The following is a 25027-nucleotide window of genomic DNA, read 5'->3' as shown; positions in this document are numbered from 1 at the left end:
TGGCCGGCATTCGTACACTGGCGCGGTGACCGTACCAGCGCCGATCGTCGCGCCCAGCATCCTCGCCGCAGACTTCGCCCGGCTCGCCGATGAGGTGCACGCGGTGGAGCCCACGGCGGACTGGCTGCACGTCGATGTGATGGACAACCACTTCGTGCCGAACCTGACCATCGGGCTGCCGGTGGTGCAGAGTCTGCTGGCCGCGAGCACGCTGCCGTTCGACGTACACCTGATGATCGAGGATCCGCGGCGCTGGGCGCCGAGCTACGCGGACGCCGGGGCGTACAACGTGACGTTCCATGCCGAGGCCTGTGACAACCCGGTCTCGCTGGCCAAGGATCTCCGCTCGGCGGGGGCGAAGGCCGGGCTGGCGATCGACCGGGACACTCCGATCGAACCGTACCTTGACCTGTTGCCCAGCTTCGATACATTGCTGATCATGACTATCAAGGCGGGCTTCGGGGGGCAGCGGTTCATCCCCGAGCTGCTCGACAAGGTCCGGACCGCCCGCCGGCACGCCGACGCCGGCCACCTCGAACTGCGGATCGAGGTGGACGGCGGCATCGCGGCCGACACCATCGAGCAGGCGGCGGCGGCCGGCGCGGACGCCTTCGTCGCCGGCACCGCCGTCTACGGCGCGGCGGACCCGGCTGCGGCAGTGACCCAGCTCCGGCGGCTCGCCGAGCGCGCCGTCCCGTCGTCGTGAGCGTCGACGGGGCCGAGGAGCGGCCCGACCTGATCCTGGTGGTCGACGACGACGAGGACATCGTCCGGTTCGTCTCGTTCAACCTGCGGCTGCACGGCTTCGAGGTGGCGCAGGCCAGCGACGGCCAGGAGGCGCTGGAGGTCATCGAGCGGCGCCGGCCCGACCTGGCAGTGGTCGACCTGCGGATGCCCCGGATCGACGGGCTGGAGCTGACCCGCCGGCTGCGGGCCAACCCGATGACCTCGGCGCTGCCGGTGATCATGCTCACCGCCAAGGGGCTGACCGTGGACAAGGTGCACGGCCTCACCGCCGGTGCCGACGACTACCTGGTCAAGCCCTTCGACACCGCCGAACTCGTCGCCCGGATCAGCTCCACGCTGCGTCGCAACAAGGAGTTCCGCGAGGTCTCCCCGCTGACCGGGCTGCCCGGCAACACCCGGGTCCGCCGCGAGATCGGCGACCGGGTACGCAGCGGCGTCGACTACGCGGTCGGCTACGTCGACATCGACCGGTTCAAGAGCGTCAACGACCGGTACGGCTTCGTCCGCGGCGACGAGTTCATCAGCGCGCTGGCCCGCAGCCTGCATCGGGCGGTGGTCTCGGTCGGGCTGCCGCCGGCCTTCCTCGGGCACATCGGCGGCGACGACTTCGTGATCGTCTGCGCCCCCGAGCAGGTCCGGCCGCTCACCGAGCGGGCCGTGGTCGACTTCGAGAAGACCGCCGACGAGTTGTACGACCCGGAGGACGCCAAGCGCGGCTACGTCGAGTTGAAGGACCGGCGCGGCAACATCCAGCGGGCCCACCTGGTCACCCTCTCCATCGGGGTGTCGCTGTCGGTGCCCGAGCGCCGGTTCACCGACCCGCTCGAGGTGATCGCCGCCGCCTCCGAGATGAAGTCGGTGGCCAAGAGCCAGCCCGGGTCGTACGTGGCGATGGACCGCCGGCGTACCCCGGGGGCACCGGCAGCCGACGCGGGGGAGCGGCGGCGCGGAGCGAAGTGACGACGGTCACGTCGCTGTGAGGTCGGTCGCCTCACTGGCCCGACAGCCCCGGTTCCGTGTAAGACTCGATCCGTACCCACCACGCGCTGGCGGGACTCGGTGTAATTCCGAACCGGCGGTGATCCGGGCGCAAGCCCGGTAAGCCCGCGACCCGGTCGGCCTCGGCCGCCCGGTGGACCTGGTGAGAATCCAGGGCCGACGGTTGGGGGCGGGCAGTTTCCGCACCCAGACAGTCCGGATGGGAGACAGCGCGCGGGACGGATGGGTCCGCCGGCCGGTGCGTGTGCGCCGACCCGCGGTCCCCCGGGGTCGGCGCCTGCCGTCCCCACGCTCCGCCGCCGCACGCCCGGCCATCGGCCGGTGCCCTCCCACACCCCGCCTGCGCGCCACGACGACGGGCGAGGAAGAGGGAAACGGCATGGGGGGCGTCTCCGCCGACGAGGCGATGCGCCGGGCTATCGCGCTGGCGGCCCGCGGCCTGGGCACGACGAGTCCCAATCCCCTGGTCGGCTGCGTGTTGCTCGACCCGCACGGCGAGATCGTCGGCGAGGGTTTCCACGCGTACGCCGGTGGGCCGCACGCCGAGATCGTCGCGCTGGCCCAGGCCGGTGAGCGGGCCCGCGGCGGCACCGCCGTGGTGACCCTGGAACCCTGCGACCACACCGGGCGTACCGGGCCGTGCAGCGGGGCGCTGATCTCGGCCGGGGTCCGCCGGGTAGTGATCGGCGTACCCGATCCGAACCCGATCGCGGCCGGCGGCATCGAGCGGCTGCGGGAGGCCGGGGTCGAGGTCGAGGTCGGGACACGCGCCGCCGAGGCGGAGGCCGGCAACCTGGCCTGGCTGACCGCGGTACGCCGGGGCCGGCCGTACCTGATCTGGAAGTACGCGGCGACCCTGGACGGCCGGATCGCGGCGGCCGACGGCACCAGCATGTGGATCACGTCCGAGGCGGCCCGGATCGACGTGCACGCGCTGCGCGGCACGGTCGACGCGGTGATCGCCGGGGTCGGCACCGTCATCGCCGACGACCCGAGACTGACCGCGCGGAACCTGCGCGACGGCACCCTGGCCATCCGGCAGCCGCTGCGGGTGGTGGTGGACAGCGCCGGCCGTACCCCCCTCGACGCCCGGGTCCGGGACGGCGCCGCGCCCACCTGGGTGGCGACCGCCAAGGAGGTCGGTACCGGCCCGGACGGCCGGGTGGAGTTGACCCGGCTGCTCGCGGAGCTCTACCGGCGCGGCGTCCGGGCGGCACTGCTGGAGGGCGGCCCGACCCTGGCCGGCGCGTTCCTCGCCGCCGGCCTGGTCGACAAGGTGGTCGGCTACCTGGCGCCGAAGCTGCTCGGGGCCGGCCCGGCGGCACTGGCCGACGCCGGCCCACAGACCATCTCCGAGGTCATCGACCTGGAGTTCACCGACATCACACCGGTCGGCCCCGATCTGCGGGTCACCGCGTTTCCCAGGAAGACGGAGGGCTGAGGATGTTCACCGGCATCGTGGAGGAGTTGGGCGAACTGGTCCGGCGGGACGACACCGGAGGCGACTCCGCCCTGGTCGCGATCCGCGGCCCGGTCGTCACCTCGGACGCCCGGCACGGCGACTCGATCTCGGTCAACGGGGTCTGCCTGACCGTGGTGGAGGTCGACGGCGACACGTTCACCGCCGACGTGATGGGCGAGACGTTCCGGCGTACCTCGCTGGGGGCGCTGCGCCCGGGTGACCCGGTCAACCTGGAGCGGGCCGCCACCCTCGGCAGCCGGCTCGGCGGGCACCTGGTGCAGGGGCACGTGGACGGGGTCGCCGAGATCGTCGGGCGGGCGCCGGCCGAGCAGTGGGAGACGGTCACCTTCGGCCTCCCCGCCGACCTCGCCCGGTACGTGGTGGAGAAGGGCTCGATCACCGTCGACGGGGTGTCGCTGACCGTCGCCGCGCTGACCGCGCAGACCTTCTCGGTCGGGCTGATCCCGACCACGCTGGCCGCCACCACGCTGGGCCGCAAGGGTGTCGGCGAGCCGGTCAACCTCGAGGTTGACGTCCTCGCCAAGTACGTCGAACGACTGCTGACGACCGGTGGGCGACTGCCGGTCGACGGACTGGAGGCCGTGGCATGACCACCGAATTCGGCACCATCGAGGCAGCGCTGGCGGAGATCGCGGCCGGCCGCCCGGTCGTCGTGGTCGACGACGAGGACCGGGAGAACGAGGGCGACCTGATCTTCGCCGCCGACCGGGCCACCCCGGAACTGGTCGCGTTCATGGTCCGCTACACCTCCGGGTACATCTGCGCGCCGCTGACCGAGGAGGACTGCGACCGCCTCGAACTGCCGCCGATGTACCACACCAACCAGGACAAGCGGGGCACCGCGTACACGGTGACGGTGGACGCGCGGGAGGGGGTCAGCACCGGCATCTCCGCCGCCGACCGGGCGCACACCATCCGGCTGCTCGCCGACCCGTCGACCGACGCCACCGACCTGAGCCGGCCGGGGCACGTGGTGCCGCTGCGGGCCAAGGCCGGCGGCGTACTGCGCCGTCCCGGGCACACCGAGGCGGCCGTCGACCTGGCCCGGCTCGCCGGGCTCCGCCCCGCCGGGGTGCTCTGCGAGCTGGTCAACGACGACGGCACCATGATGCGCCTGCCCGACCTGGAGAAGTTCGCCGCCGAGCACGGCATCACGCTGATCACCATCGCGGACCTGATCGCATACCGGCGGCGTACCGAGACGGATGTCGAGCAGGTCGTCGAGACCCGGCTGCCGCTGCCGTACGGGCCGTTCCGGGCGGTCGGCTACCGGGCCCGGCAGGACGGCGCCGAGCACATCGCGCTGGTCTACGGCGACCTCGGCGACGGCCAGGACGTGCTGGTACGGGTGCACTCGGAGTGCCTGACCGGGGACGTCTTCGGCTCGCTGCGCTGCGACTGCGGCCCCCAGCTCGACGCCGCGCTGGCCCGGGTCGCGGCCGAGGGGCGGGGCGTGGTGCTCTACATGCGCGGGCACGAGGGGCGCGGCATCGGGCTGCTGCACAAGCTGCAGGCGTACCAGTTGCAGGACCTCGGCCGGGACACCGTCGATGCCAACCTGGATCTCGGGCTGCCGGCCGATGCCCGGGACTACGGCACCGGCGCGCAGATCCTCTACGACCTCGGGGTCCGCTCGATGCGGCTGCTGACCAACAACCCGGCCAAGCGGGCCGGGCTGGAGGGGTACGGGCTGACCGTGGTGGGCCGGGAGGCGATGCCGGTCCGGGCCACCCCGGAGAACGTGCGTTACCTGCGTACCAAGCGGGACCGGATGGGGCACCTGCTGGACGAGTTGGAGACCCCGGCCGACGCCGGGGAGCTGACGGAACTCGCGGAGATGACGGAAAGGTTGGCGTGACGATGGCGGGGTTCGGAGAGCCGGAATTGTCGACGGTGGACGCCTCCGGGCTGACCGTGGGGGTGGTGGCCGCGCGCTGGCACGGCGAACTCACCGACCACATGGTCGACCGGGCGGTGACCGCGGCGAAGGCGTGCGGGGTGGACGACGTGGTCGTGGTCCGGGTGGCCGGCTCGGTGGAGCTGCCGGTGGTGGCCCAGGCGCTGGCCCGGCGCTACGACGCGGTGGTGGCGCTCGGCGTGGTGATCCGGGGTGCCACCGCACACTTCGACTACGTGTGCCAGTCGGTGACCGAGGGGCTGACCCGGGTCGCGCTGGACAGCGGGAAGCCGGTCGCGCACGGCGTGCTGACGGTGAACAACCTGGAGCAGGCCCGGGACCGGGCCGGGCTGCCCGACTCGGCCGAGGACAAGGGCTGGGCGGCCACCACGGCGGCCCTGGAGGCCGCCGTGGCTGTCCGGGATATCGCCGCCCGCCCGTAGCCCGCGGGGGCGATCCGGGGCGTCGTCGCCCGCTTGGCCGATGATCGGGCGGGTCGCAGGGCCAGTGCCCACCGGCGACCGGTTGGCCTGGCTTGCGCTGGACGGTGGCGTGCACGGCCAGGGACAGGTCCCCGATTGCGAGACTGTCGAGCTGGGTGCACAGACGGGGCACCACCCCCGGCCGCGGTTCCGGCTCGTAGTACGGCGCCGGCCTGCCGCACTGGCGGCGGCCAGCCCTACCCGCCGGCCTGCCGTCGCGGGTGCATGAGCGGGGCAGCTCGACAGTCTGCTACCTGGGTGGTTCGTCGCCGGCTGCGGTTGAGGGTGGGCGCGCAAGCGGGGCAGCTCGACAGTCTTCGGACGGAGCACGTCGGGCGTCGGGCCGATCCGTCGTCAGCCGACCTGGAGGCGGCCCGCCTCGATGATCCGGCGGAGGAACTGCCGGGTACGGGGCTGGCTCGGCTCGCCGAGCACCTGCTCCGGCGGCCCCTCCTCGATCACCCGGCCGCCGTCCAGGAAGCAGACCCGGTCGGCGACCTCGCGGGCGAAGCCCATCTCGTGGGTGGCCAGCACCATGGTCATGCCGTCCGCCTTCAGACCCCGGATCATCGTCAGCACCTCGCCGACGAGTTCCGGGTCCAGCGCCGAGGTCACCTCGTCGAGCAGCAACAGCCGGGGCGAGTTGACCAGCGCCCGGACGATCGCCACCCGCTGCTGCTGGCCGCCGGAGAGCCGGTCGGGATAGTCGGCGGCCTTCTCGGCCAGCCCGACCCGGGCGAGCAGCTCCCGGGCCTGCGCCTCGGCCTCGCCCCGGTCCCGCCGGTGCACCCGGACCGGGGCCAGCGTGATGTTGTCCAGCACCCGCAGGTGCGGGAAGAGGTTGTACGCCTGGAAGACGATGCCGATCCGCCGGCGTACCAGGTCGGGGTCGGTGCGCGGGTCGGTGATGTGCTCGCCGTCCAGGTGGATGGTGCCGTCGTCGATCTCCTCCAGCAGGTTCACGCAGCGCAGCAGCGTGGACTTGCCGGATCCGGAGGCGCCGATCAGCGCCACCACCTCGTGCTCGGTCACGTCCAGGTCGAGGGCGTCGAGTACGACGTGCCCGCCGAAGACCTTGCGCAGCCCCCGGCAGCGCAACACGGGTGTGTTCATCGGGCGGCCTGCCGGCGGGCGGCGCGCAGGGTCACCCAGTCGGTGACCGCGATGAGTGGAATGGCGAGCAGCACGAAGAGCACCCCCGCGACAATGTACGGCGTGTAGTTGAAGCTCTCGGCGGTGGCGATCTGGGCGGCCCGTACCGCGTCGATCGGCCCGGCCAGCGAGACCAGCCCGACGTCCTTCTGGAGCGCGACCACGTCGTTGAGCAGCGGCGGGGCGACCCGGCGGACCGCCTGGGGCAGCACCACGTGCCGCATCGTCTGCCGGTAGCTGAGTCCGAGCGACCGGGCGGCGGCGAGCTGGCTCGGATGGATCGACTCGATGCCGGCCCGGAACACCTCGGCCAGGTAGCCGCCGTAGGTGAGGACCAGGGCGATCCCGCCGAGCACCAGCACCGGCGGCATGCCCTGCAACCGCAGCCCGGGCACGCCGAGGGTGAGCACGTAGATCACGATGATCAGCGGCAGCCCGCGGAACGTGTAGGTGTAGCCGGCGGCCAGCGCCCGGACCGGGAAGAAGACCGGGCCGCGCAGGGTACGCAGCACCGCCACCACCAGGCCGAGGGCGAGCGCCCCCAGCGCGCAGAAGAACAGCAGCCGGACGTTGAGCCAGAGTCCGGTGAGGATCTCCGGCAGTGCCTCCCGGCCGATGCGCGGGTCGAGGAAGGACTGTCGTACCCGCTCCCAGCCGGGCGACCCGGTTACCGCGAGCACCAGCAGGGTGCCGAGTACGCCGGTCGACGCGGCGGCGACCAGCACCGAGCGGACCGTCTGCCGTTTCCGGTAGGCGGTCCGCTGGCGCGCGATCGGTGAGGGGTGGTGGTCGAGCAGGGTCACGTGATGTCGGTGACGCCGGCCACCTCGGAGAGCCAGGTCTTCTCCAGGTTGCCGAGCGTGCCGTTGGCGCGGAGCGCGTCGACCGCGCCGCTCACGCAGCCGGTCAGCGGCGAGCCCTTGTCGAGCAGCAGGCCGAAGGCCTCCGGCAGCCCGACCTGCGGTAACTGCCCGACGATGGTGGCATCCTTCACCTCGGTCGAGGTGATGTAGAAGGCGGTGGGCAGGTCCACCACGATGCCGTCGAGCTGGCCGTTCTGCAGGGCCTTCTTCGCGTCGTCGTTGGTGTTGTAGACCTGCGGCTTGACCGTCGGCTTGATCACATCGGTGATCGCCTGGTAGCTGGTGCTGCCCACCTGGGCGCCGAGCTTGGCACCCTGGAGGTCGGCCAGCCGCGACCTACCGGTGATCTTGGAACCCTTGCCGGCGACGACCGCCTGCCGGACCAGGTAGTACGGCGAGGTGAAGTCCACCGCCTGCTTGCGCTCGTCGGTGATCGAGAACTGGTTGATGTCGAAGTCGAACTCCTTCGGCCCCGGCGCGATCGCGGTGTCGAACTTGACCCGTACCCACTGCACGTCGACCCGGGCGAAGCCGAGCTGCTCGGCGACCTCGTAGGCGACCGCGGACTCGAAGCCCTTGCCGTTGGCCGGCAGGTTGTCGGCAAACCAGGGTGCGTACGCGGGGTCGTCGGTGGCGATGGTCAGCTTGCCCGGCGTACGGGTCTTCAGCTCGGCCTTGGTACAGGTGGCCTGCGGTGCAACGGGCGCGGGTTGGTTCTGGGGCGCGCAGCCGACGAGGGCCGCGAGAACAAGGGTGGCGGTCGTGAGCGCGACCGGCAGAGATCGGCGAGCCATGGCCGACAGCATAGGCACACGTCGACGGGTACCCATAGATATCTCTCTCGATCCGATCGGGATATCAGCCGGTCGGGTGGGTGATCGGCCTGTCGAGATCGGCCTGTCGAGTGGTGTCGACCCGGCGCGGCGGGTAAACCGGAACGGGGGGTCGCGCGTCATCCTGCCGTGACGACCCAACTGGTCTCCGACCCGCCCGGCGGGAGGACCATGACACGATCGGGACCACCACAGTGGTCGGCGGACGAGGCGATCACCAGCCTCTTCGCCGCCCACTACCGCCCGCTGGTACGACTCGCCACGCTGCTCCTGCACGACCAGGGTGCGGCAGAGGAGATCGTGCAGGACGGTTACGTCGCGCTGCACGGGCACTGGTCCCGGCTGCGGGACGCCGACCGCGCCCTCGGCTACCTGCGGACCAGCGTGCTGAACCGGTGCCGGTCGGCGCTGCGACACCGCCGGGTGGTGACCGCGTACCTGGCCGGAGCCGGGTCGGTGGCGGACGCGCCGAGCGCCGAGGCCGGCGCACTCGACCTGCTCCAGCACGACGCGGTGATGGCAGCGCTGCGTACCCTGCCGACCCGGCAGCGGGAGGCGCTGGTGCTGCGCTACTACCTCGACCTCTCGGAGGCCGAGACCGCCGAACTGATGGGTGTCAGCCGGGGCGCGGTGAAGAGCCACACCTTCCGGGGGCTGGCCGCGCTGAAGCAGAGCATGGGGGCGGAGCGATGAACGAGCAGCGGCGACCCGGTGCGCATTCCGAGCCGGCGTGGACGTCGGGACCGGGGGCGACGTCGGGGCCGGGGGAGCAGGCACCGGCGGACGAGGACCTGCTGCGCCGGGTACTCGCGACCGAGGCCGACCGGATCGAGCCGGGACCGGGCGCGCTGCCCGAGATCCAGCGGCGGATCGGGGCCGGCGACCGGGGCGGCGCGCGGCGCTGGTGGCGCGGACCGGGTTGGTCGCTGCCCCGGGTCGCCCGGGGCTGGTGGGGCGGCTGGTCGCCGCTGGCGGCCGGTGCGGTGACGGTCGCCACGCTGAGCGTCGCGGCGGTGCTGGTCGGGCTGGCCGGCACGGTCGTGCCGGCACCGTCCGACCGGGCCGAGCCGCCGCCCGGCGCGGACCGGCCGGCGACACTGACAGTGTCGCCGGACGACGTCCGCACCGGTCCGACTCCGCCGGACGGCGCGGTCGCCCCCTCGGCCGGCACCGGCCCGGGTACGCCGGCACCCGGCGCCACCGAGAGCACCGCCGACCTGCCGGTCTACTACCTCGGCGGTGACCGGGCCCGACCCCGGCTCTACCGCGAGTTCCACCGGCTGTGGCTGCACGACGGCTCGGCCCGGGACCGGATCACCGCCGCGCTGCGGAACCTGCTGGACGGGCCGGTCGGGATGGACCCGGACTACCGCAACCCGTGGCCGGAGGGGACCGACCTGCGGGAGGTGAGCGTCGACGACGGCATCGCCACCGTCGACCTCGCCGGGGCCTCCCGAGACGGCGTCGACGAGGTCACCACACGGCTGGCCGTGCAGCAACTGGTCTGGACCGTCACTGCGGTGCCCGGGGTCTCCGGGCTGCGGCTGCGGCTCGACGGTGCAGCGGTCGACCGGCTCTGGGGCCGGGTCGACACCTCCGGGGTGCTGCGTCGGGCCCCGGCGCTGGAGGTGCTCGCCCCGGTCTGGCTGATCTCGCCGCAGCACGGCGACGCGGTCAGCCGGAGCTTCCAGGTGCACGTCGCCGGGATCCTGCCGGAGGCGACCGCCCAGCTCCGGATCCAGCGCGGTACGCGTACCGTGCGGGAGCAGGTGGTCACGCTCTCGGTCGCCGGGCCGGCCCAGGGGGAGGCGACGTTCCGCGTCACGCTGCCGCCGGGCCGGTACACGCTGACCACGTACGCGATCTCGCTGGAGGACGGGTCCGAGCGGTTCCTCGACGACCACACCGTGACGGTGCGCTGAACCGGCCGGCGGTCCACCTGGTGGGCCGCCGGCCGACCCGGCGACCGGGCCGGTGCCGGCCGGCTGCGAGAATCGGATGCCGTGAAGACGTTCGAGGAGCTGTTCGCCGAGTTGCAGGCCAAGGCCGCGGCCGGCACCCCCGGCTCGGCGACGGTGGCCGCGCTGGAGCGCGGCGTGCACGCGATCGGCAAGAAGGTCGTCGAGGAGGCGGCCGAGGCGTGGATGGCCGCCGAACACGAGGGTCCGGAACGGGCCGCCGAGGAGATCTCCCAGTTGCTCTACCAGGCGCAGGTGCTGATGCTCGCCACCGGTCTGGACCTCAAGGACGTCTACCGACATCTGTAGTGCCCCGCCGCGTCCCGTCGACCGCACCGGACGCGTCCGTCAGCCCGATTCCGATCCCTGACCGCGAGGAGCACTCCCGATGCTGCGCATCGCCATTCCCAACAAAGGCACCCTGTCCGGACCGGCCGCCCAGATGCTGCGCGAGGCGGGCTACCGCCAGCGCGGTGACGACCGCGACCTGATCTGCCGGGACGACGCCAACGACGTCGAATTCTTCTACCTCCGGCCCAAGGACATCGCCACCTACGTCGGCTCCGGCGACCTCGACCTCGGCGTCACCGGACGGGACCTGCTGGTCGACTCGGCCAGCCCGGCCGAGGAGATGCTCGACCTCGGTTTCGGCGCGGCGACGTTCCGGTTCGCCGCCCGGCCGGAGACCGTCTCGACGGTCGACCAGATCGCCGGCCGGCGCATCGCCACCGCCTATCCCGGGGTGGTCGAGGGCTACCTGACCGACCACCGGCTGGACGCGACGGTGATCCGGCTCGACGGCGCGGTCGAGAACGCCGTACGCCTCGGCGTGGCCGACGTGGTCGCGGACGTCGTGGAAACTGGTGCCACGCTGCGGCAGGCCGGCCTGGTGATCATCGGTGAGCCGATCCTGCGCTCGTCGGCCGTCCTGGTACGCCGGACCGGTGCCCCGGCCAACGGGCAGGTGGACCAGCTCGTCCGGCGCCTCCAGGGGGTGCTGGTCGCCCGCCGGTACGTGATGCTCGCCTACGACGTCCGGGCCGACCTGCTGGAGAAGGCCAGCGCACTCACCCCGGGAATCGAGTCCCCGACCATCTCGCCGTTGCACCGGGAGGGCTGGGTGGCGGTGCAGGCGATGGTGCTGCGCCAGGACGTACACCAGATCATGGACGAGCTGTACGACGTCGGCGCCCGGGCGATCCTGGTCACCGACATCCACGCCTGCCGGCTGTAGTCCGCCGCCCGGCCACCGCCCTGGCGCGTCCGTACCTCTCGTGGCCAAGGCCACCGTCCGGCTGCCCTTCGCCCTCGTGGCACCACCCGAAGGGTCGCCGGACGGTGGCCATCCCCCGCATCGGCACTGACACCGTACGGCGTCCCGGACGCCGGTCGCGAGGGAGCGATCTGCACAGCGACCCCGCGACCGGTCCCGCCGTGCACAGTGACCGCCGGCCCGGCGGTCAGCCGTCCGCCAGCTCGACCGCGCGCAGGGCGAGCCAGAGTTCGTGCCGGGCGTCCGGGGCGTGCAGCAGCGAGCGCCCGAGCGCCTGTTCGGCCCGGGCGAGCCGCTTGCGGGTGGCCGACACGGAGATGCCGAGCCCGGCCGAGGTGGCCGAGAGGTTGGTGTCGGCGGCCAGCCAGGCCCGTACCGTCTCGAGCCCGGTCGACCGGTCGGTCGCGCGCAACGGCCGGAGCCGGGCCCGGGCCCACGCCGTCACGGCCGGGGCGGCGAGCAGGTGGTCCAGGGTGACCTCCCGGTCGGCCGGTACCGTTTCGGCCGGCACCGCACCGGCCCGCGGATCGTCCGGCCGGGGCGCGGCGCGCACCCGCAGCGCCAGCCAGGCAGCGGAGCGGTCGGGGACCCGGAGGAGATCCATTCCGAGTAGCGCGTTGAGCAGCCGTAGCCGACCGGTCAGGGTGTTGCGGTGGATCTTCAGATGCCGGCTGGCCGCGGTGTCGAAGGCCAACCACGAGCTGAGTGTGCCGAGCAACTCCACCGCACCCGGGTCGGCCCGGCGGGCCGGGACGTGGTCGAGGCAGGGTTGCAGCAGCCGCTGGGCCCAGAGGTACCCGTCCGGGCCGGTGAGCGGCACGAGGTCGTGCTGCCGGTCGAAGCGCGCGTACCCCCCGGTCGCGGCCCGGGCCACCGCCAGCGCGTGGAAGGCGTGCTCGTAGCCGGTGGCCGTGTCCGCCAGCGCGACCGGTTCGCTCATCCCGACCCGGCACTGCCGGGCCCGGGCGGTGATCAGCCGCCCGAGCCGGTCCACCGGATCGGTCCGACCCGCGCCCCGCCGGGCGGCCTCCCGGCCCGGCGCCGGGGCGTCGCCGGTGGACGGCTCGGCCGGTACGAGTGCGATGAGATGGTTCGAGCGGACCGGGCAGGGCACGATCCAGGCCCGGCCGGCCAGCGACCGGTCGATCTCGGCGGCGACCTCGTACCGTTGCCGGCCGACACACTCGATCACACAGACCCGCAGCGCGTCGGGCAGGTGCGGCCGCAGCGCCGAGGCGATCCGCCGGGCGGGCGGCACGTCGCCGACCATCAACAGGTGCAGTACCGCCTCCCGGCCGTGCGCGTCGGCGGCGACGATCCGCCGGCGGGCCCGGTCCGCCTCCTCGACCCGCCAGCACAGCGAGAGTGTCCGCGCGGCGTCGGCGAGCAGTTCGCCGAGCTGCCGCTCCGGGGCGGCGACGACCGCGAGGTAGCCGACCTGTTCCTCGGCCCGGGCAACCAGCGACGCGGCGGACCTGTCCGGGGCGCCGCCGTCCAGCCGCAGCAGGTGGACCCGGGTCGGTCCGCCGGTGTCGACCACTGCGGCGCTCGACCCGCGCCGGGACAGGTCCGCGATGGCGGCGCCGACCGCCCGCGACAGCAGGGTGCCGGGTCCGAGCCGGTCGGTGGGCCCGGCGAGTACCTTCCCGTCGGCCCCGACCAGCAGGGCCGCGCCGCCGGTACGCCGCCCGAGCCAGTCCAGGATGTCGCGTACCGCGTCCGGCCCTACCGAGAGACGGGCGAGCCTCAGCAGGTCGCCATCACGGCTGGGCGTGGCCACGTCCTCTGGTTCCCGGCTCATCGGGTGCTGACTCCTCGGTACGTCCTCCCGGCTCGGCGACCTCCGGTGCGGATCCGTCGTTCCCGGCCGCGACGCTCCTGCCGAGCGGGTGGGCGGAGCCAGCGTACCGGGCTGTTTCCGGAGCGCGACTCCGCTCTGCGCCCCACCTGCGGACCTGGTCCCGGTGCCCCTGACCGGTTCCTGTTGCGCACTTGCTCCTGACGTAACGGGAGGTCGTAGCGTTCCCGGCGTGACCGGGAGAGACGACGACACCGGACGTCGGTGGAGCATCGGTGAGTTGGCACGGGCCACCGGGACCACGGTGCGTACCCTGCACCACTACGACGAGATCGGCCTGTTGCGGGCGGGCGAGCGCACCAGCTCCGGGCATCGCCGGTACACCGAGGGTGACCTGCGCCGGCTGTACCGGGTGCGGGCGCTGCGCGGGCTCGGGCTGTCCCTGGAGGAGATCGCGGGCGTACTCGCCGGGTCGGCGGGCGACCTGGCGGCGATGCGGGACCTGCTGACGGCCCAACTGCGCGGGCTGGCGGCCCAGGCCGTCCGGCTCGACCAGCTCATCGAGCGGCTGCACGGCCTGCTCGACCAGATCGACGGCGCGTCGATGCCCGATCCGGACCAGTTTCTGACGACCCTGGAGATGATCTCTGTGTTCGAAACCTCGTTCAGTGGCGAAGAGCGGGAGCACCTGGCGCAGCGGCGGGCGGCGCTCGGCCCGGCCGGAGTCGAGGCGGCCCGGGCCGAATGGGCGGAACTCGTGGTGGAGCTGCTCCGGCACGTCCAGCACGGCACCCCGACCGACGATCCGGCGGTACGGGCCCTGGCCGGCCGCTGGGACGCCCTGGCGGACCGGTTCCACCCGGCCGGGGCCGCCGGGGAGCGGACCAGAACGGCGGCCCGGCGGATGTGGGACGAGAACAGCGGGGAACTCGGCCGGAGCCTCCCGTGGCCGGCCGACCAGATGCGCGCCCTCGTCGACTACCTCGACCGGGTCCGCGCCGGCCTGGACGCCTAGGCTCCGTCGCCGGACCGACGGCCTAGGCTGCCGGGATGCGGATCGACCTGGTGACCATCGTGGTGGCGGAGTACGACCCGGCGATCGAGTTCTTCACCGGAGTGCTCGGCTTCGAGCTGGTCGAGGACTCGCCGTCGCTGACCAATGACGGTCGCCCGAAACGGTGGGTCGTGGTCCGGCCACCCGGTGCCGAGACCGGCATCCTGCTCGCCCGCGCCGACGGCGAGCGGCAGGGTGCCGTGGTCGGCGACCAGGTGGCCGGCCGGGTCGGGTTCTTCCTCCGGGTCGACGACTTCGACGCCGCGTACGACCGGATGGTCGCCGCCGGCGTCGAGTTCGTGAGCCTGCCGAGGGCCGAGCCGTACGGCCGGGTGGCGGTGTTCCGGGACGTCGCCGGCAACCGTTGGGACCTGCTCGGCCCGGCCTGAGCCGAACCCTGCGGCGGGCGGCGGTGCCGGCCGTAACCGCTCGGTAAGAAACCTCCGGGGCCGGGCGCAGCCACAATCCGGAGATCGAGAGTGAGAGTGAGAGCGGGTGCGGCAGCGGTAAAGCGGTTGCCGGGGTGACCGGGCGTCTGTTGTCCTGACCCTGCCCGGCGGCCAGAGCCGACCGGAAGCCGACCGAGAGAGGAGACGGCCATGCCACGAGCGCCCATGTCCAGTCAGCGAGCAGGCGTCGTCTACCCGAAGGATATGAGGCTTCATGAGTACGTCGGTCTCCACGACCAGCACAGCGGCGGGCGCCGGTAGGACGCGCCCGACCGGATTCCCGCCGGCCGCTCGGCCGGCCGGGCGCGAGGAGGGCGAGTGATGTCCCTCCTCGACGATCCCGGACTCTTCGGCCGGCTCTGGGCCGCCGGCTACGACAACGGCTCCAACCCCGATCCGGCCCCGGCGGTGGACTTCCTCGAAGGTCTCGCCGACGGCGGTCCGGTGCTGGAACTCGCGATCGGCACCGGCCGGGTCGCACTTCCGCTGGCCGCCCGCGGCCTCGCCGTCGAGGGCGTCGAGGCATCCGAGGAAATGGTGGCGCGGCTACGTGCCAAACCCGGTGGCGAGCAGTTGCCGGTCGCCATCGGTGACATGGCGGACGTGCCGGTCAGCGGACCGTTCACCCTGGTGTACCTGGTCTACAACACACTGTTCAACCTGGTCCGTGCCGGGCGGCAGGAGGAGTGCTTCCGCAACGTCGCGCGGGTGCTGGCACCGGGCGGCGCGTTCGTGATCGAGACGTACGTCCCCGATCCGGTCGACATGGAGCGCACCGGGCAGCAGGTCCAGGTGTGGGACGTGACGGAGGACTCGGCGACCATCCGGCTGCACCGGTTCGACCGGGCCGCGCAGACGTTCGTCCGACAGACCATCAGGTTCGACAGTGCGGGCGTGCATCTCAAGCCGTTCGGCATGCGGTACGCCTGGCCCGAGCAGATCGACCAGATGGCGGCACAGGCCGGTCTCCGGCTCGCCGACCGGTACGCCGACTGGCACCGCCGGCCGTTCGACGCCGAGAGTACGAGTCACGTCTCCGTCTATCGGCGCGGTTAGCGCAGCCGACCGGGGACTCGTCGTTACCCCCGTCCGGTGCCTACCGGCCTTCGGTGGTGACGGGTCCCTGCTCGACGGCGCGGCGGTGCGGCGGCTGCCGGGAGTCGAGGATGGGATTCGGGTCCGGGCAGGGCCGCCTCGCCGGAAGTTCCGGCCATCTTCCGGGAGTCAACGGTGGGTTGATATGTGGCTCGTACAGGTCTTGTGTCGAGCGCCTTCGATGGGCATTAATAGTGGTACAGCTTATCGACGGAGCTGATTACCGGAAGTTTTCGGCAACCTGTCTCGGTTGGCGGCACGCCCACCGTCGACCCGACGGCCACCTGTGGGTGGTGGGACATCAGCAACAACCGGCTGGCTCGTTGCCGGGCCGTCGAACCGGATCCGGCTTCCACGGCGCCGGATCCGGCCCCGGGAGCAGGTGCCACCCGCGCTGCCAGTCAACGGCGGCGGCCCACCAGCGCCGCGAGTTGGCGCCGGCGAAACCCGGTGCGGAGGGAAGGACGCCCCCTCCGCACCGGGTCGGCGTACCGGTCGGCACAACCTGACTCTTCCGACCGGCAGCCCCGTCCGCCGACCCGGTGAGGCTTCCGACTGCCGGAGCCCGACGGTGTGGCAGGCCGGTTCGGCTCGCGCGAGGTGTCTTCCTACCGCCGCTGCCCGACCGAGGACGAGAGCATCCCTCGCGGGACGTCCATGGTGGAATTCAGTTCGGTGGCGGGGCTCCGGCTTCCGGCGGCCCGGGTACCTGATGTGTCGTCCCCGCGGAGCGGTTTCCTCGTCCGGCTGGCGTCGGGACGAAGCCCACAGGACGGCTGGTAACGCTCGGCGTTGCTATCGTGCCTGCCATGAGCCGAGGGCAACCATGGCTTAGCGCACTACGACGAGCCTCCAAGCCGGAGCAGGACCCGCCCCAGAAATATCAGGCGGAGGTCGCCGCACTGCGGGTGAGCTCGTTCCGCCTGCTCCGCACTGCCCTCGCAAACGTGCCGATCTTTTTCGCCGCCGTCTCGGGGTTCCTAATCCTTGCGGGTGACGCCACACCCGCGACCCTGATTCCGATGTCGTTGAGCGTCGTCGGCGGCGCCTTCGGCATCTCCACCTATCTTGTGGGCAGTGAACAGCATTCGCTCACCCGACGCCTGCTCGTTGCCGCTCTTGTATTCGGCGGGCTGGGCCTGACCGGCATGATCCTGGTAAGAACGGTGATCGAGCCGTGACCCTTAGCGTCGACAGCGAAGGACTCAACGGGTACGCCCGGCAGATTCTGCGGGCTCGGGACGACGTCACGGCGATCCGGGAATACCTCGGTCGGTATGTCGACGCCGGCACCGGTGGCGAGATGTACAACCTTGCGGCTGGACGACACTCCGCTTGGAGACCGGGACCGCCCAGCCGGATGCGCAGCGCTTCTACCACCGTGAGGGCTACCGCGAGATTCCGCTGTTCGGCCCCTACGTGGGCTCGACCCTGTCGGTCTGCTACGAGCGGAAGCTCCGCTGACCAGCACCCGAATATTCCCGATCACCATCCTCGACGCCTCGCACGACGAGTCGGCTATGGTTGTCGGCATGCATTCAGGCATCGCTGCGATGAAGCCCTGGTCCCGCCGCTGACGGCGGCAGGGTTGACCCGGCTTCTCTGAGCTAGCTCTGTTCCGCCGTCCTGGTGTTCCTGCCGGGCGGCGTCTTCGTGCTGCCCGGCTCCACGACGAGCCGAAGAGCAGACAGTGAACAATCTTGACCTGAACTCATCCCCGGAATCGACCACCCTGTCCGATTTCGCCTGGGGCGGCCGGCTGCCGGCCGGTGACCGCGCGCACGTCCGAGCCGACGGCGTACGGGTCGTGCTGGGGGGCCGCGTCGTCCTCTCCGACGTGAGCGTGACCGTCTCGGCCCGCTCCCGCCTTGCCGTCGTCGGCGAGAACGGCCGGGGCAAGACGACCTTGCTGCACGTACTGGCCGGCATGCTCGCGCCCGACCAGGGCACGGTGGAACGGATCGGCACGATCGGCGTCGCCCGGCAGTCGCTGGAGGCGCGCGGCGGGGAGACGGTGGGCAGCCTCGTCCTGGGGGCGATGCGGGAATCCCATCGTGCCCTGCGGGCGCTCGACGACGCGGCGACGGCGCTCGCCGAGGGCAGGGCGGGCGCCGACGCCGCGTACGCCGCCGCCCTCGACGCCGCGACGCGGCTCGACGCCTGGGACGCGGAGCGCCGGGTAGACGTGGCGTTGGCCGGGCTCGACGCCTGCACCGACCGGGAACGCCCGCTGGCCACACTGTCGGTCGGGCAGCGTTACCGGGTACGCCTGGCCTGCCTGCTCGGGGCGCGCTACGACCTGCTGCTGCTGGACGAGCCGACCAACCACCTCGACGCCGACAGCCTGACCTTCCTCACCGCACGGCTCCGCCAGCATCCCGGCGGGGTCGTGGTGGTGACGCACGACCGTGCCCTGCTTCGGGACGTGGCCGTGGAGTTCCTGGACCTCGACCCGAGCCAGGACGGGCGACCGCGCCTCTTCGCCGGCGGCTACGCCGGCTGGCAGGAGGGGCGCCGGCGCGAGCGCGAACGGTGGGAGCGGGACTACGAGGCCCAACAGGCCGAACACCAGCGACTGGCCGAGGCGGTGAACGAGGCGCAGCAGCGACTCAGCACCGGCTGGCGCCCGGAGAAGGGGCACGGCAAACACCAGCGCCAGTCCCGCGCCCCGGGTGTCGTCCAGGCGTTCCGGCGCCGGCAGGAGGAGCTGGACGCCCACCAGCTCACCGTGCCCGAGCCGCCACTGCGGCTGCGCTGGCCCGACCTCGCCACCCGCCCCGGTTCGCCCTTGCTGCGCTGCCACGACGTCACCGTGGCCGGACGGCTGCACCGCAGCGTCACGCTCACCCTCGACGGCGGGGACCGGCTGCTGGTGACCGGCCCGAACGGGGCGGGCAAGTCGACACTGCTCGCGGTACTGGCCAAGGCTCTCGAACCGTCGACCGGCCAGGTCCGCCACCTCTCGGGGGCTCGGGTGGCGTACCTCGGGCAGGAGGTGCCGGCCTGGCCGCCGACCGTGCTCGCCCACCAGTTGTACGACCAGCACGTGGGCCAGCTCCAGTCCCGGGGACACCTCGGCGCGAGGGGCCATCTGGCGCTGACCGCGACCAACCTGCTCGACCGGGAAGCCCTGCGCACACCCGTCGGGCGGATGTCCCAGGGCCAGCAACGCCGGCTGAACCTCGCGCTGCGGCTCGCCGAGCGACCCGACCTGTTGATCCTCGACGAACCCACCAACCACCTGTCGGCGCTGCTGGTAGACGAGCTGACCGGCGCCCTGCGGGAGACCCCGGCAGCCGTCGTCGTCGCCACCCACGATCGCCAGATGCTGCACGACCTCGCGGCCTGGCCAACGTTGCCGCTCACCGCCGACACCACGGAATTGTCCTGATGACCCAGCACGGCCGGGAAACCCTGGCCCCGACCGCTGGCCCGCACCGGGCGACCCGAGAACGTCGTCATCTGACAGATGTCTCGCCGCTGCGCGGCGGCGCAGACTTCGGTCGTACCGGAGCGGGGTGGAAGCCCGGCACCGCCGCACGACGCGAACGGGAGTCTCCCGGCCCGCCGCCACGACGCAGCTCGTGGTCCGGGGCGCGGGGACGGCCGCGGCACGCTGAACCGGCCCGGGCCGCGTGAGCGAGGAGGCGGAGGAGGCAGCGAGACCGTCGAGGGGGCAGCGAGGGGGAGGATCGCCCGCCCGGGCCTGGCCCGGGCGGGCGATCCTGTCGACGGTCCGGATCTAGCTGGCGGGACCGATGAGTTTCCAGGGTTCGTGGTCGGGGTCGGCTCCGGTGCCCGGGGCGTTGCCCTGGGTCCACCACTTGGCCCGCCAGATGTTGCCGTTGTACTTCACGGTGACGTTCTCCACAGACTGCGTCGCCGGGTCGTACACCTTGGCGGCGTCCCAGGCCGGTGCCGAGCAGCCGCCGGCCGGCGGGTTCACCTTCGCGGCCCCCCGGTTGTGCTCGGTGACCGGCGCGTACGTCGTACTGCCGAGCTTCACCGTGGTGTTCACCGGTCCGGTGGCCGGGATGTAGTAGATGATCGGGATGTCGAGGCTCTTGCCGGCCGGGATGATCTGGCAGTAGTCCAGGTTCAGGGTTACTCGATGGAAGTCGCCGGCGAGTCCGGTTCCGGCGTTCGGTCCGGTGTGCCCCGCCTGGACCTTCCACCGGCCGCCCTGCTCGCCGGTCTGCCAGTCGCCGTCCTTGATCAGCGCCGGGGTGGAGGTCGGCAGGTCGAACGAGATGACGTTCTCCTTGCCGCCACCGATCGTCACCCCGGTGTTGTTGGTGATCCGGACCGTCGGCGTCAACGGCCAGAGTTGCGCCGTCTCGGTGGGGTACCGCACGAGGTCGACGGTGACGTCGATCGCCGAGCCGGGGCGCTGTGCGGTGCTGCCGGTGCTGCGGCTGTTGTCGTACGAGTCGAGGCCCTGGAGCCGCTCGTGCAGCCGGCGGGTCAGGGTGTGGCCCATCACGCACGGGTTTCTGGCGCTGGTGTCAGCCTCGTCCGGGCAGTCGTAGTCGCCGGAGAGTTCCCACATCATCACGCCGCCCGCGCCGCTGCGGTCGACGTAGTCGATGATCTGGTCGAGGCTCTGCATGTCCTGGATGGAGAGGAAGGTCCTCTTCTGCGAGTTCCACAGCCAGGCGGTGCGGGTCACCTCGTCCCAGTGCCGGTCGTAGGTGCCGGTACGCCGGTCGTCGGGGTCGGTCTCCGGGCTCAGGCCGACCGCGTTGGTGTACCGGGGCGTGACGTCACGCTCCAGGTTCTTGGCGTGCCACATCGGGTTGACGCCCGCGCCGACCTCCGCGCCGTCGGCGGAGACGTCGTGCCAGATGTTGTCGACCCCGACCGCGCCGTCGCCACAGGGTCGGACCAGGCCGGTCCCGGGTTGGCAGTCCGCACCGACCGACGTCCCCCACATGCCGTTCTCGCCGCCGGTGACGTCGCGCCAGCCCCGGGTGTAGTACGGGATGCCGATGTTGATCCGTCCGGCCTGCATCGCGCCGCGCAGGTAGTGGAACGCCCAGTCGGTGTTGAAGTAGCCGATCTTCTGGTACTCCGGTGTCTGGTAGAGCTCGGTCAGCTCCGGGTCCTTGCCGTCGTCGTAGAGGGCGGCGTTCGGGCCGACCACGTCGTTCCAGGAGCCGTGGTAGTCGTACGCCATCAGGTTGGTGTAGTCCTGGTAGCGCAGCGCCTTGTGGTTCTCCATGCCTCGGACGAGGTAGCCGGAGGCGGAGGAGGCGGAGGTCAGCAGGTAGTACCGGCCGTCCGCCGCGGCGGCCCGGTCGAGCCGCTCCCGCAGCGTCTTCATCAGCGCGGTGTACGCCGCCGGCAGCCCCTTGCGGCGCGGCTGTGCGGTCGCCCAGTCGTTCGGGTTACCGGTGTCGTCCAGCACGGTCGGGTACTCGAAGTCGATGTCGACGCCGTCGAAGTCGTACCGGCGGAGGAATTCGACCACCGAGTCGGCGAAGGTGTTGATCCCGGCCTGGTTGGTGGTGCCGTCGGCGTTGGTGGTCATCGGGTAGAAGCCGCGGCTCTCCGCCCAGCCACCCACCGAGATCAGCGTCTTCACCCGGGGATGCAGGTCCTTGTAGGTGCTCAGCAGGTTGAAGTGGCCCCGGTACGGCAGGCTCTCGTCCATCTCGGTGCCGGGCCCGTCCCAGGTCATCCCGGTGGCCGGGTTGCCCGGACCGTCCGCACCGACCGAGATCCGGTTTCCGTCGATCCAGGCGAAGGCGTAGTTGATGTGTGTCAACTTGGACCAGGGGATGTTGTTCACCAGATAACGCGGTTTACCGTCCGCACCGGTACGGGTGCCGTTGAAGTAGCCGATCACCCGCCGGTCGCGGTCCTGGCCCAGCCACTCCCGCCCGTCGCCCTGATAGACGTCGCAGTACGGGGCGTTGGTGCCGGCGGTCGGGATCATCCCGTCCGGGCGGCACTGCGCGTGGTCACCTGGCACCGCCGGCCGGCTGCCGCCGTCGTCCCCGCCGAGGTGCGCCTCCATCGGGGCGCCAGCACCCAGGTTGGGGTACACCGACGAGCCGGTCGGATTCCTGCTGATGATCTCGTCGATCAGGCCGCCGCCGGGGAAGTCCATCACCACGATCCCGGTCCGGTCCATGGTTGACCGGCCACCGAAGTTGTCGCCACGACCGGGATAGAACTCCGGGCAGCGGCCGTCGGCGCCGCGCAGGCACTGGAGGAGGAACTCGTTGACCCCGGTCGCCGTCGGGGTGCCGCCGGCCACGGTGTAGGGCCGCGCCGCGCTGCCCGAGCCGCTGGTGAGGTTCATGTAGAGGGCGTCGGGCTCGTGGTCGTGATGGGCCTGCTCGCCCCGGTTGGCGTCCCACACCCCGTTGGTCTTCCGGAGATGAGCCCGGACCTTCTCCCACTTCTCGTTGATCGCGCTGATCGTCGGGACATCCCAGTCGTTCTGGATGTAGTTCTCCGAGGACCCGCCGGCCGGGTAGAGCTGGCCGATCCCGTAGCCGTCGTAGATCCCGCCGCGCGGGCCGACGAAGCCGAGCAGGACGATCTTCCCGCGTACGGCGCCGAGGGTCGGCGTCGCCGCCTGCTGCCTACCGTCGACGGAATCCGCCCAGAACAGGTCCGCCCAGGACTTGCCCTGCCTCGTTTCCTCCTCCTCGCCGGTGTAGTAGTGCCCGGTGAGGTATGAGTCGAAGACCTTCCTCCGCCATTCGGTGCTGTCGTACCCCTCCGCGTCGTAGCAGGTCGTCGTGCCCGAGCCCTCGCACTCCGCCTTCAGGTTCAACAGAATGGTCTCGTCCGGGTTGGCGTCGAGAAAAGTCTCGATCTTCGTCAGTACGTCAGTGAAGTTGGCGTGCTGGTAGTAGACGCCGTGGTGGACGGTGAAGGTCAGACCGGCGTCACCCTTGTCCACCCGGACCCGGATGTCGATCGACCGGATACCGGCCTCCAGTTGGACGGTCAGGGTCTCCGCGCTGTACCCGTGGCGCTCCTGCGTCTGGGTGATCTCGGTCGAGATGAACTCGCAGTCGTCGCCGTTTCCGCTCGCCGAGTGGCCGCACAGCGCGAGGGTGTCGTGGGTGCCGGGAATCGACAGATCGGCCAGGCTGGCATCGTCCGGTACCCGGGACATCCAGTTCCGGTTGGCCTCCGACGCGGACCGGATGTCGTTGTAGTACTCGTTGGCGTACGCCGGAGCGGTCGGTGCCAACACGACCGCCGCGGTCGCGACGAGAGTCAGGACGAGGAACGGGACCGACAGTCTCCGCCGCCGGGTCCGGTGAGGTGGACCGGTTCGGGAGGGTGTCTGCATGGTGGGCCTCCGACGCTATCGAGCGCGCCCAGCGTTGTGTTGAGCGGTCGCACCTGAAGTGTCGGTGGGTAGAGGCGCCGAGACATCTGTCAGATGACGACGGTGTACGAGATAGCCGGACGTGCGCGGCGCACGGCCCGGGATCCGGCTGTCGAGCCCCGCGCCAGCGCGTTCAATCGACCTTCAGTTGCCGTCCAGTCCGGGCTGCGAGCCTGGCCCGCACACGTACCTCGGTTATGGAGGAAGCATGATGCGGATAGGCAGGGTCCGGGAGACGTCGACGGTATCGGGAGGGGCGGTGGCGACCACCACTCCGCCCCGGCCGGGTCCGGCGGCCGAGCAGGACACCCGGGTCGATACGGCCCGCCCGGTCGACCGGGCCGGACGGGGCCCGGTGAAGTCGCGCCGGGGCCGGCGGAGGAGCGGGACGCTGGCTCTGACTCTGGTGCTGGCGCTGGCCGGGACGCTCGGGTACGCCGTGCCGGCGTACGCCGGCGTGTCGGGCGACGAGGGTACACCGAGCCTGCCGGCCCGGCCGGCCGTGGCCGCACCCGGCGTGTCCGGGCTGGCGCCGACCGATGCCATCCGACCTGCTGGCCGGCGTCTCGCGGCGTCCGTACCGAGCGGCACCGGGATCACCCTGGGAGAGCCGAAGGCCGGCCCGGCCCCGCGCATGGCCACGGACGCCCAGGACGACCCTCCGACCTGCGTGCCGTACATCAGCCGGCAGGTGACCCTCAACGGCACTGCCCTGGCCCGGGTCGACTACCTGGCGGAGATCGTGTGCAACTTCTACCTCGCGGGTGCGGGCCAGGCGTACCTGATCGAGCGGTCGGGCGGTGCCAGGTACGACGGTGCCGTCATCGCCGCTGCCGCTCCCTTCGCCTTCTCCTCTTCCTACTACGGCTACAGCATCGGCGCGGTGCTGATCGACGGCCGCATCTACGATGGCGGTCGGCAGCTGGAGATCGGCTTCGACCTGGCACTACAGACGTTGGACGGAACGCCGTGGGGCGGATGCTTCGCACTGCCTGCCGGGCAGCGCTATCTGTCTCCGTGCTACGGCCTGGGCACCTCCACACTGTCGGTCTCGCTGGGGTCGGGAGTGTTCAGCACGGGTCTGCCGGCACACAACCCGGCGGCCTTCATCCGGGACATCCCGGCGATCGACCTGCTCACCTTCCACGTGGGCGGGCAGTCCGATCCGACCTCGACGGCCCGGCAGAACATCGTGGACGCGGCGGCCGGGTTGCCCGCCAGTACCAGCGACTTCAGCCATGTCGGCAGGACCAGCGTGAACCTTGACCTCGACATGTTGCGGGGAATGCTCAGCCTGCACCTCCTGGACGGCTTCACCTTCCGGGTGACCGCGATAGCGGGTAGCAGGCACGGTGCCAACTCCCGGCACTACGTCGGCAAGGCGTTCGACGTTGACACGATCAACGGCACCCGGGTCACCACCGCGAACCCGTTCAACCAGGCGTTCAAGGACGCATGCCGCGCCTATGGCGCGACGGAGGTGCTGGGCCCGGGGGACGACGCGGACCACGCCACGCACGTCCACTGCGCCTGGCCCCGCTGACGGCTGCGACCAGGCTGACACCCGCCACGGGCGGACCGGTGCGGAAG

The 25027-nt window shown here is 71.8% G+C and carries 21 protein-coding genes and 1 riboswitch; of the genes, 16 read left to right on the top strand and 5 right to left on the bottom strand.

Annotation, left to right across the window (positions count from 1 at the left end; translation table 11 throughout):
* Positions 1-25: 25 nt before the first annotated feature.
* From rpe to ribH, 6 genes are all read left to right on the top strand, one after another.
* Positions 26-706: a ribulose-phosphate 3-epimerase gene (rpe, locus tag ACSMXO_RS29755; protein ID WP_455414727.1), complete on the top strand. Its 681-nt coding sequence runs from the start codon at positions 26-28 to the stop codon at positions 704-706.
* Positions 703-1707 carry a GGDEF domain-containing response regulator gene (locus ACSMXO_RS29750; protein ID WP_455414726.1) on the top strand — a complete coding sequence of 335 codons (1005 nt, stop codon included), beginning with the start codon at positions 703-705 and terminating at the stop codon, positions 1705-1707. The genes rpe and ACSMXO_RS29750 overlap by 4 nt, the downstream gene beginning before the upstream one ends.
* A gap of 81 nt (positions 1708-1788) precedes the next feature.
* Positions 1789-1961: riboswitch (FMN riboswitch) on the top strand.
* 164 nt (positions 1962-2125) lie between these two features.
* The gene (gene ribD / locus ACSMXO_RS29745; protein WP_346259670.1) at positions 2126-3187 is read left to right on the top strand and encodes a bifunctional diaminohydroxyphosphoribosylaminopyrimidine deaminase/5-amino-6-(5-phosphoribosylamino)uracil reductase RibD; all 1062 of its coding nucleotides are present in this window, start codon (positions 2126-2128) and stop codon (positions 3185-3187) included.
* 2 nt (positions 3188-3189) lie between these two features.
* The gene (locus ACSMXO_RS29740; RefSeq protein WP_455414725.1) at positions 3190-3819 is read left to right on the top strand and encodes a riboflavin synthase; all 630 of its coding nucleotides are present in this window, start codon (positions 3190-3192) and stop codon (positions 3817-3819) included.
* Positions 3816-5087, top strand: coding sequence for a bifunctional 3,4-dihydroxy-2-butanone-4-phosphate synthase/GTP cyclohydrolase II (locus ACSMXO_RS29735; RefSeq protein WP_455414724.1), 1272 nt, complete (start codon positions 3816-3818; stop codon positions 5085-5087). The genes ACSMXO_RS29740 and ACSMXO_RS29735 overlap by 4 nt, the downstream gene beginning before the upstream one ends.
* 2 nt (positions 5088-5089) lie before the next feature.
* Complete coding sequence (gene ribH, locus ACSMXO_RS29730; RefSeq protein WP_346259667.1) at positions 5090-5569, top strand: 6,7-dimethyl-8-ribityllumazine synthase; 480 nt, start codon at positions 5090-5092, stop codon at positions 5567-5569.
* A 393-nt stretch (positions 5570-5962) separates the two neighbouring features.
* Here the strand turns inward: ribH and ACSMXO_RS29725 are convergent, their stop codons facing one another.
* The 3 genes from ACSMXO_RS29725 to ACSMXO_RS29715 are packed head-to-tail and all read right to left on the bottom strand — an operon-like array spanning position 5963 to position 8417.
* Positions 5963-6721: an amino acid ABC transporter ATP-binding protein gene (locus tag ACSMXO_RS29725; protein WP_455414723.1), complete on the bottom strand. Its 759-nt coding sequence runs from the start codon at positions 6719-6721 to the stop codon at positions 5963-5965.
* On the bottom strand, positions 6718-7563 hold the full coding sequence (locus ACSMXO_RS29720; RefSeq protein WP_455414722.1) for an amino acid ABC transporter permease: 846 nt from the start codon (positions 7561-7563) through the stop codon (positions 6718-6720). The genes ACSMXO_RS29725 and ACSMXO_RS29720 overlap by 4 nt, the downstream gene beginning before the upstream one ends.
* Entirely contained in the window at positions 7560-8417 is an 858-nt protein-coding gene (locus tag ACSMXO_RS29715) for an ABC transporter substrate-binding protein (RefSeq protein WP_455414721.1), read from the bottom strand. The genes ACSMXO_RS29720 and ACSMXO_RS29715 overlap by 4 nt, the downstream gene beginning before the upstream one ends.
* Positions 8418-8627: 210 nt before the next feature.
* On the opposite strand from ACSMXO_RS29715, the gene ACSMXO_RS29710 reads away from it, so the two are divergent.
* The 4 genes from ACSMXO_RS29710 (at position 8628) to hisG (ending at position 11648) form a co-directional block, all read left to right on the top strand.
* A complete protein-coding gene (locus ACSMXO_RS29710; protein ID WP_455414720.1) occupies positions 8628-9149 on the top strand; it encodes a SigE family RNA polymerase sigma factor in 522 nt (173 codons plus the stop codon).
* Positions 9146-10378, top strand: a complete 1233-nt coding sequence (locus ACSMXO_RS29705; RefSeq protein WP_455414719.1) for a GerMN domain-containing protein — start codon at positions 9146-9148, stop codon at positions 10376-10378. The genes ACSMXO_RS29710 and ACSMXO_RS29705 overlap by 4 nt, the downstream gene beginning before the upstream one ends.
* Before the next feature lie 81 nt (positions 10379-10459).
* Entirely contained in the window at positions 10460-10723 is a 264-nt protein-coding gene (locus ACSMXO_RS29700; protein WP_208811799.1) for a phosphoribosyl-ATP diphosphatase, read from the top strand.
* Positions 10724-10802: 79 nt separating this feature from the next.
* Positions 10803-11648, top strand: a complete 846-nt coding sequence (gene hisG / locus ACSMXO_RS29695) for an ATP phosphoribosyltransferase (protein ID WP_346259662.1) — start codon at positions 10803-10805, stop codon at positions 11646-11648.
* Positions 11649-11874: 226 nt separating this feature from the next.
* Here the strand turns inward: hisG and ACSMXO_RS29690 are convergent, their stop codons facing one another.
* Positions 11875-13488, bottom strand: a complete 1614-nt coding sequence (locus tag ACSMXO_RS29690; RefSeq protein ID WP_455414718.1) for a helix-turn-helix domain-containing protein — start codon at positions 13486-13488, stop codon at positions 11875-11877.
* Between the two features lie 229 nt (positions 13489-13717).
* On the opposite strand from ACSMXO_RS29690, the gene ACSMXO_RS29685 reads away from it, so the two are divergent.
* The 5 genes from ACSMXO_RS29685 (at position 13718) to ACSMXO_RS29665 (ending at position 19474) form a co-directional block, all read left to right on the top strand.
* Complete coding sequence (locus ACSMXO_RS29685; RefSeq protein WP_346259660.1) at positions 13718-14500, top strand: MerR family transcriptional regulator; 783 nt, start codon at positions 13718-13720, stop codon at positions 14498-14500.
* Positions 14501-14535: 35 nt separating this feature from the next.
* Complete coding sequence (locus ACSMXO_RS29680) at positions 14536-14928, top strand: VOC family protein (RefSeq protein WP_346259659.1); 393 nt, start codon at positions 14536-14538, stop codon at positions 14926-14928.
* Between the two features lie 381 nt (positions 14929-15309).
* Positions 15310-16044, top strand: a complete 735-nt coding sequence (locus ACSMXO_RS29675) for a class I SAM-dependent methyltransferase (RefSeq protein WP_455414717.1) — start codon at positions 15310-15312, stop codon at positions 16042-16044.
* An 848-nt stretch (positions 16045-16892) separates the two neighbouring features.
* A complete protein-coding gene (locus ACSMXO_RS29670) occupies positions 16893-17264 on the top strand; it encodes a hypothetical protein (protein ID WP_455414716.1) in 372 nt (123 codons plus the stop codon).
* A gap of 509 nt (positions 17265-17773) precedes the next feature.
* Positions 17774-19474, top strand: coding sequence for an ABC-F family ATP-binding cassette domain-containing protein (locus ACSMXO_RS29665; protein ID WP_455414715.1), 1701 nt, complete (start codon positions 17774-17776; stop codon positions 19472-19474).
* Between the two features lie 351 nt (positions 19475-19825).
* Here ACSMXO_RS29665 and ACSMXO_RS29660 read toward each other — a convergent pair whose 3' ends face one another.
* Entirely contained in the window at positions 19826-23299 is a 3474-nt protein-coding gene (locus tag ACSMXO_RS29660; protein WP_455414714.1) for a phosphatidylinositol-specific phospholipase C domain-containing protein, read from the bottom strand.
* A gap of 397 nt (positions 23300-23696) precedes the next feature.
* Here ACSMXO_RS29660 and ACSMXO_RS29655 point away from each other — a divergent pair, with 397 nt between their 5' ends.
* Positions 23697-24980 carry a hypothetical protein gene (locus ACSMXO_RS29655; protein ID WP_455414713.1) on the top strand — a complete coding sequence of 428 codons (1284 nt, stop codon included), beginning with the start codon at positions 23697-23699 and terminating at the stop codon, positions 24978-24980.
* The last annotated feature ends 47 nt before the right edge of the window (positions 24981-25027 follow it).

The sequence above is a fragment of the Plantactinospora sp. DSM 117369 genome (assembly GCF_053764795.1).
Note: the sequence above shows the minus strand (reverse complement) of the source record. Positions and strands in the feature narration are given on the sequence as shown.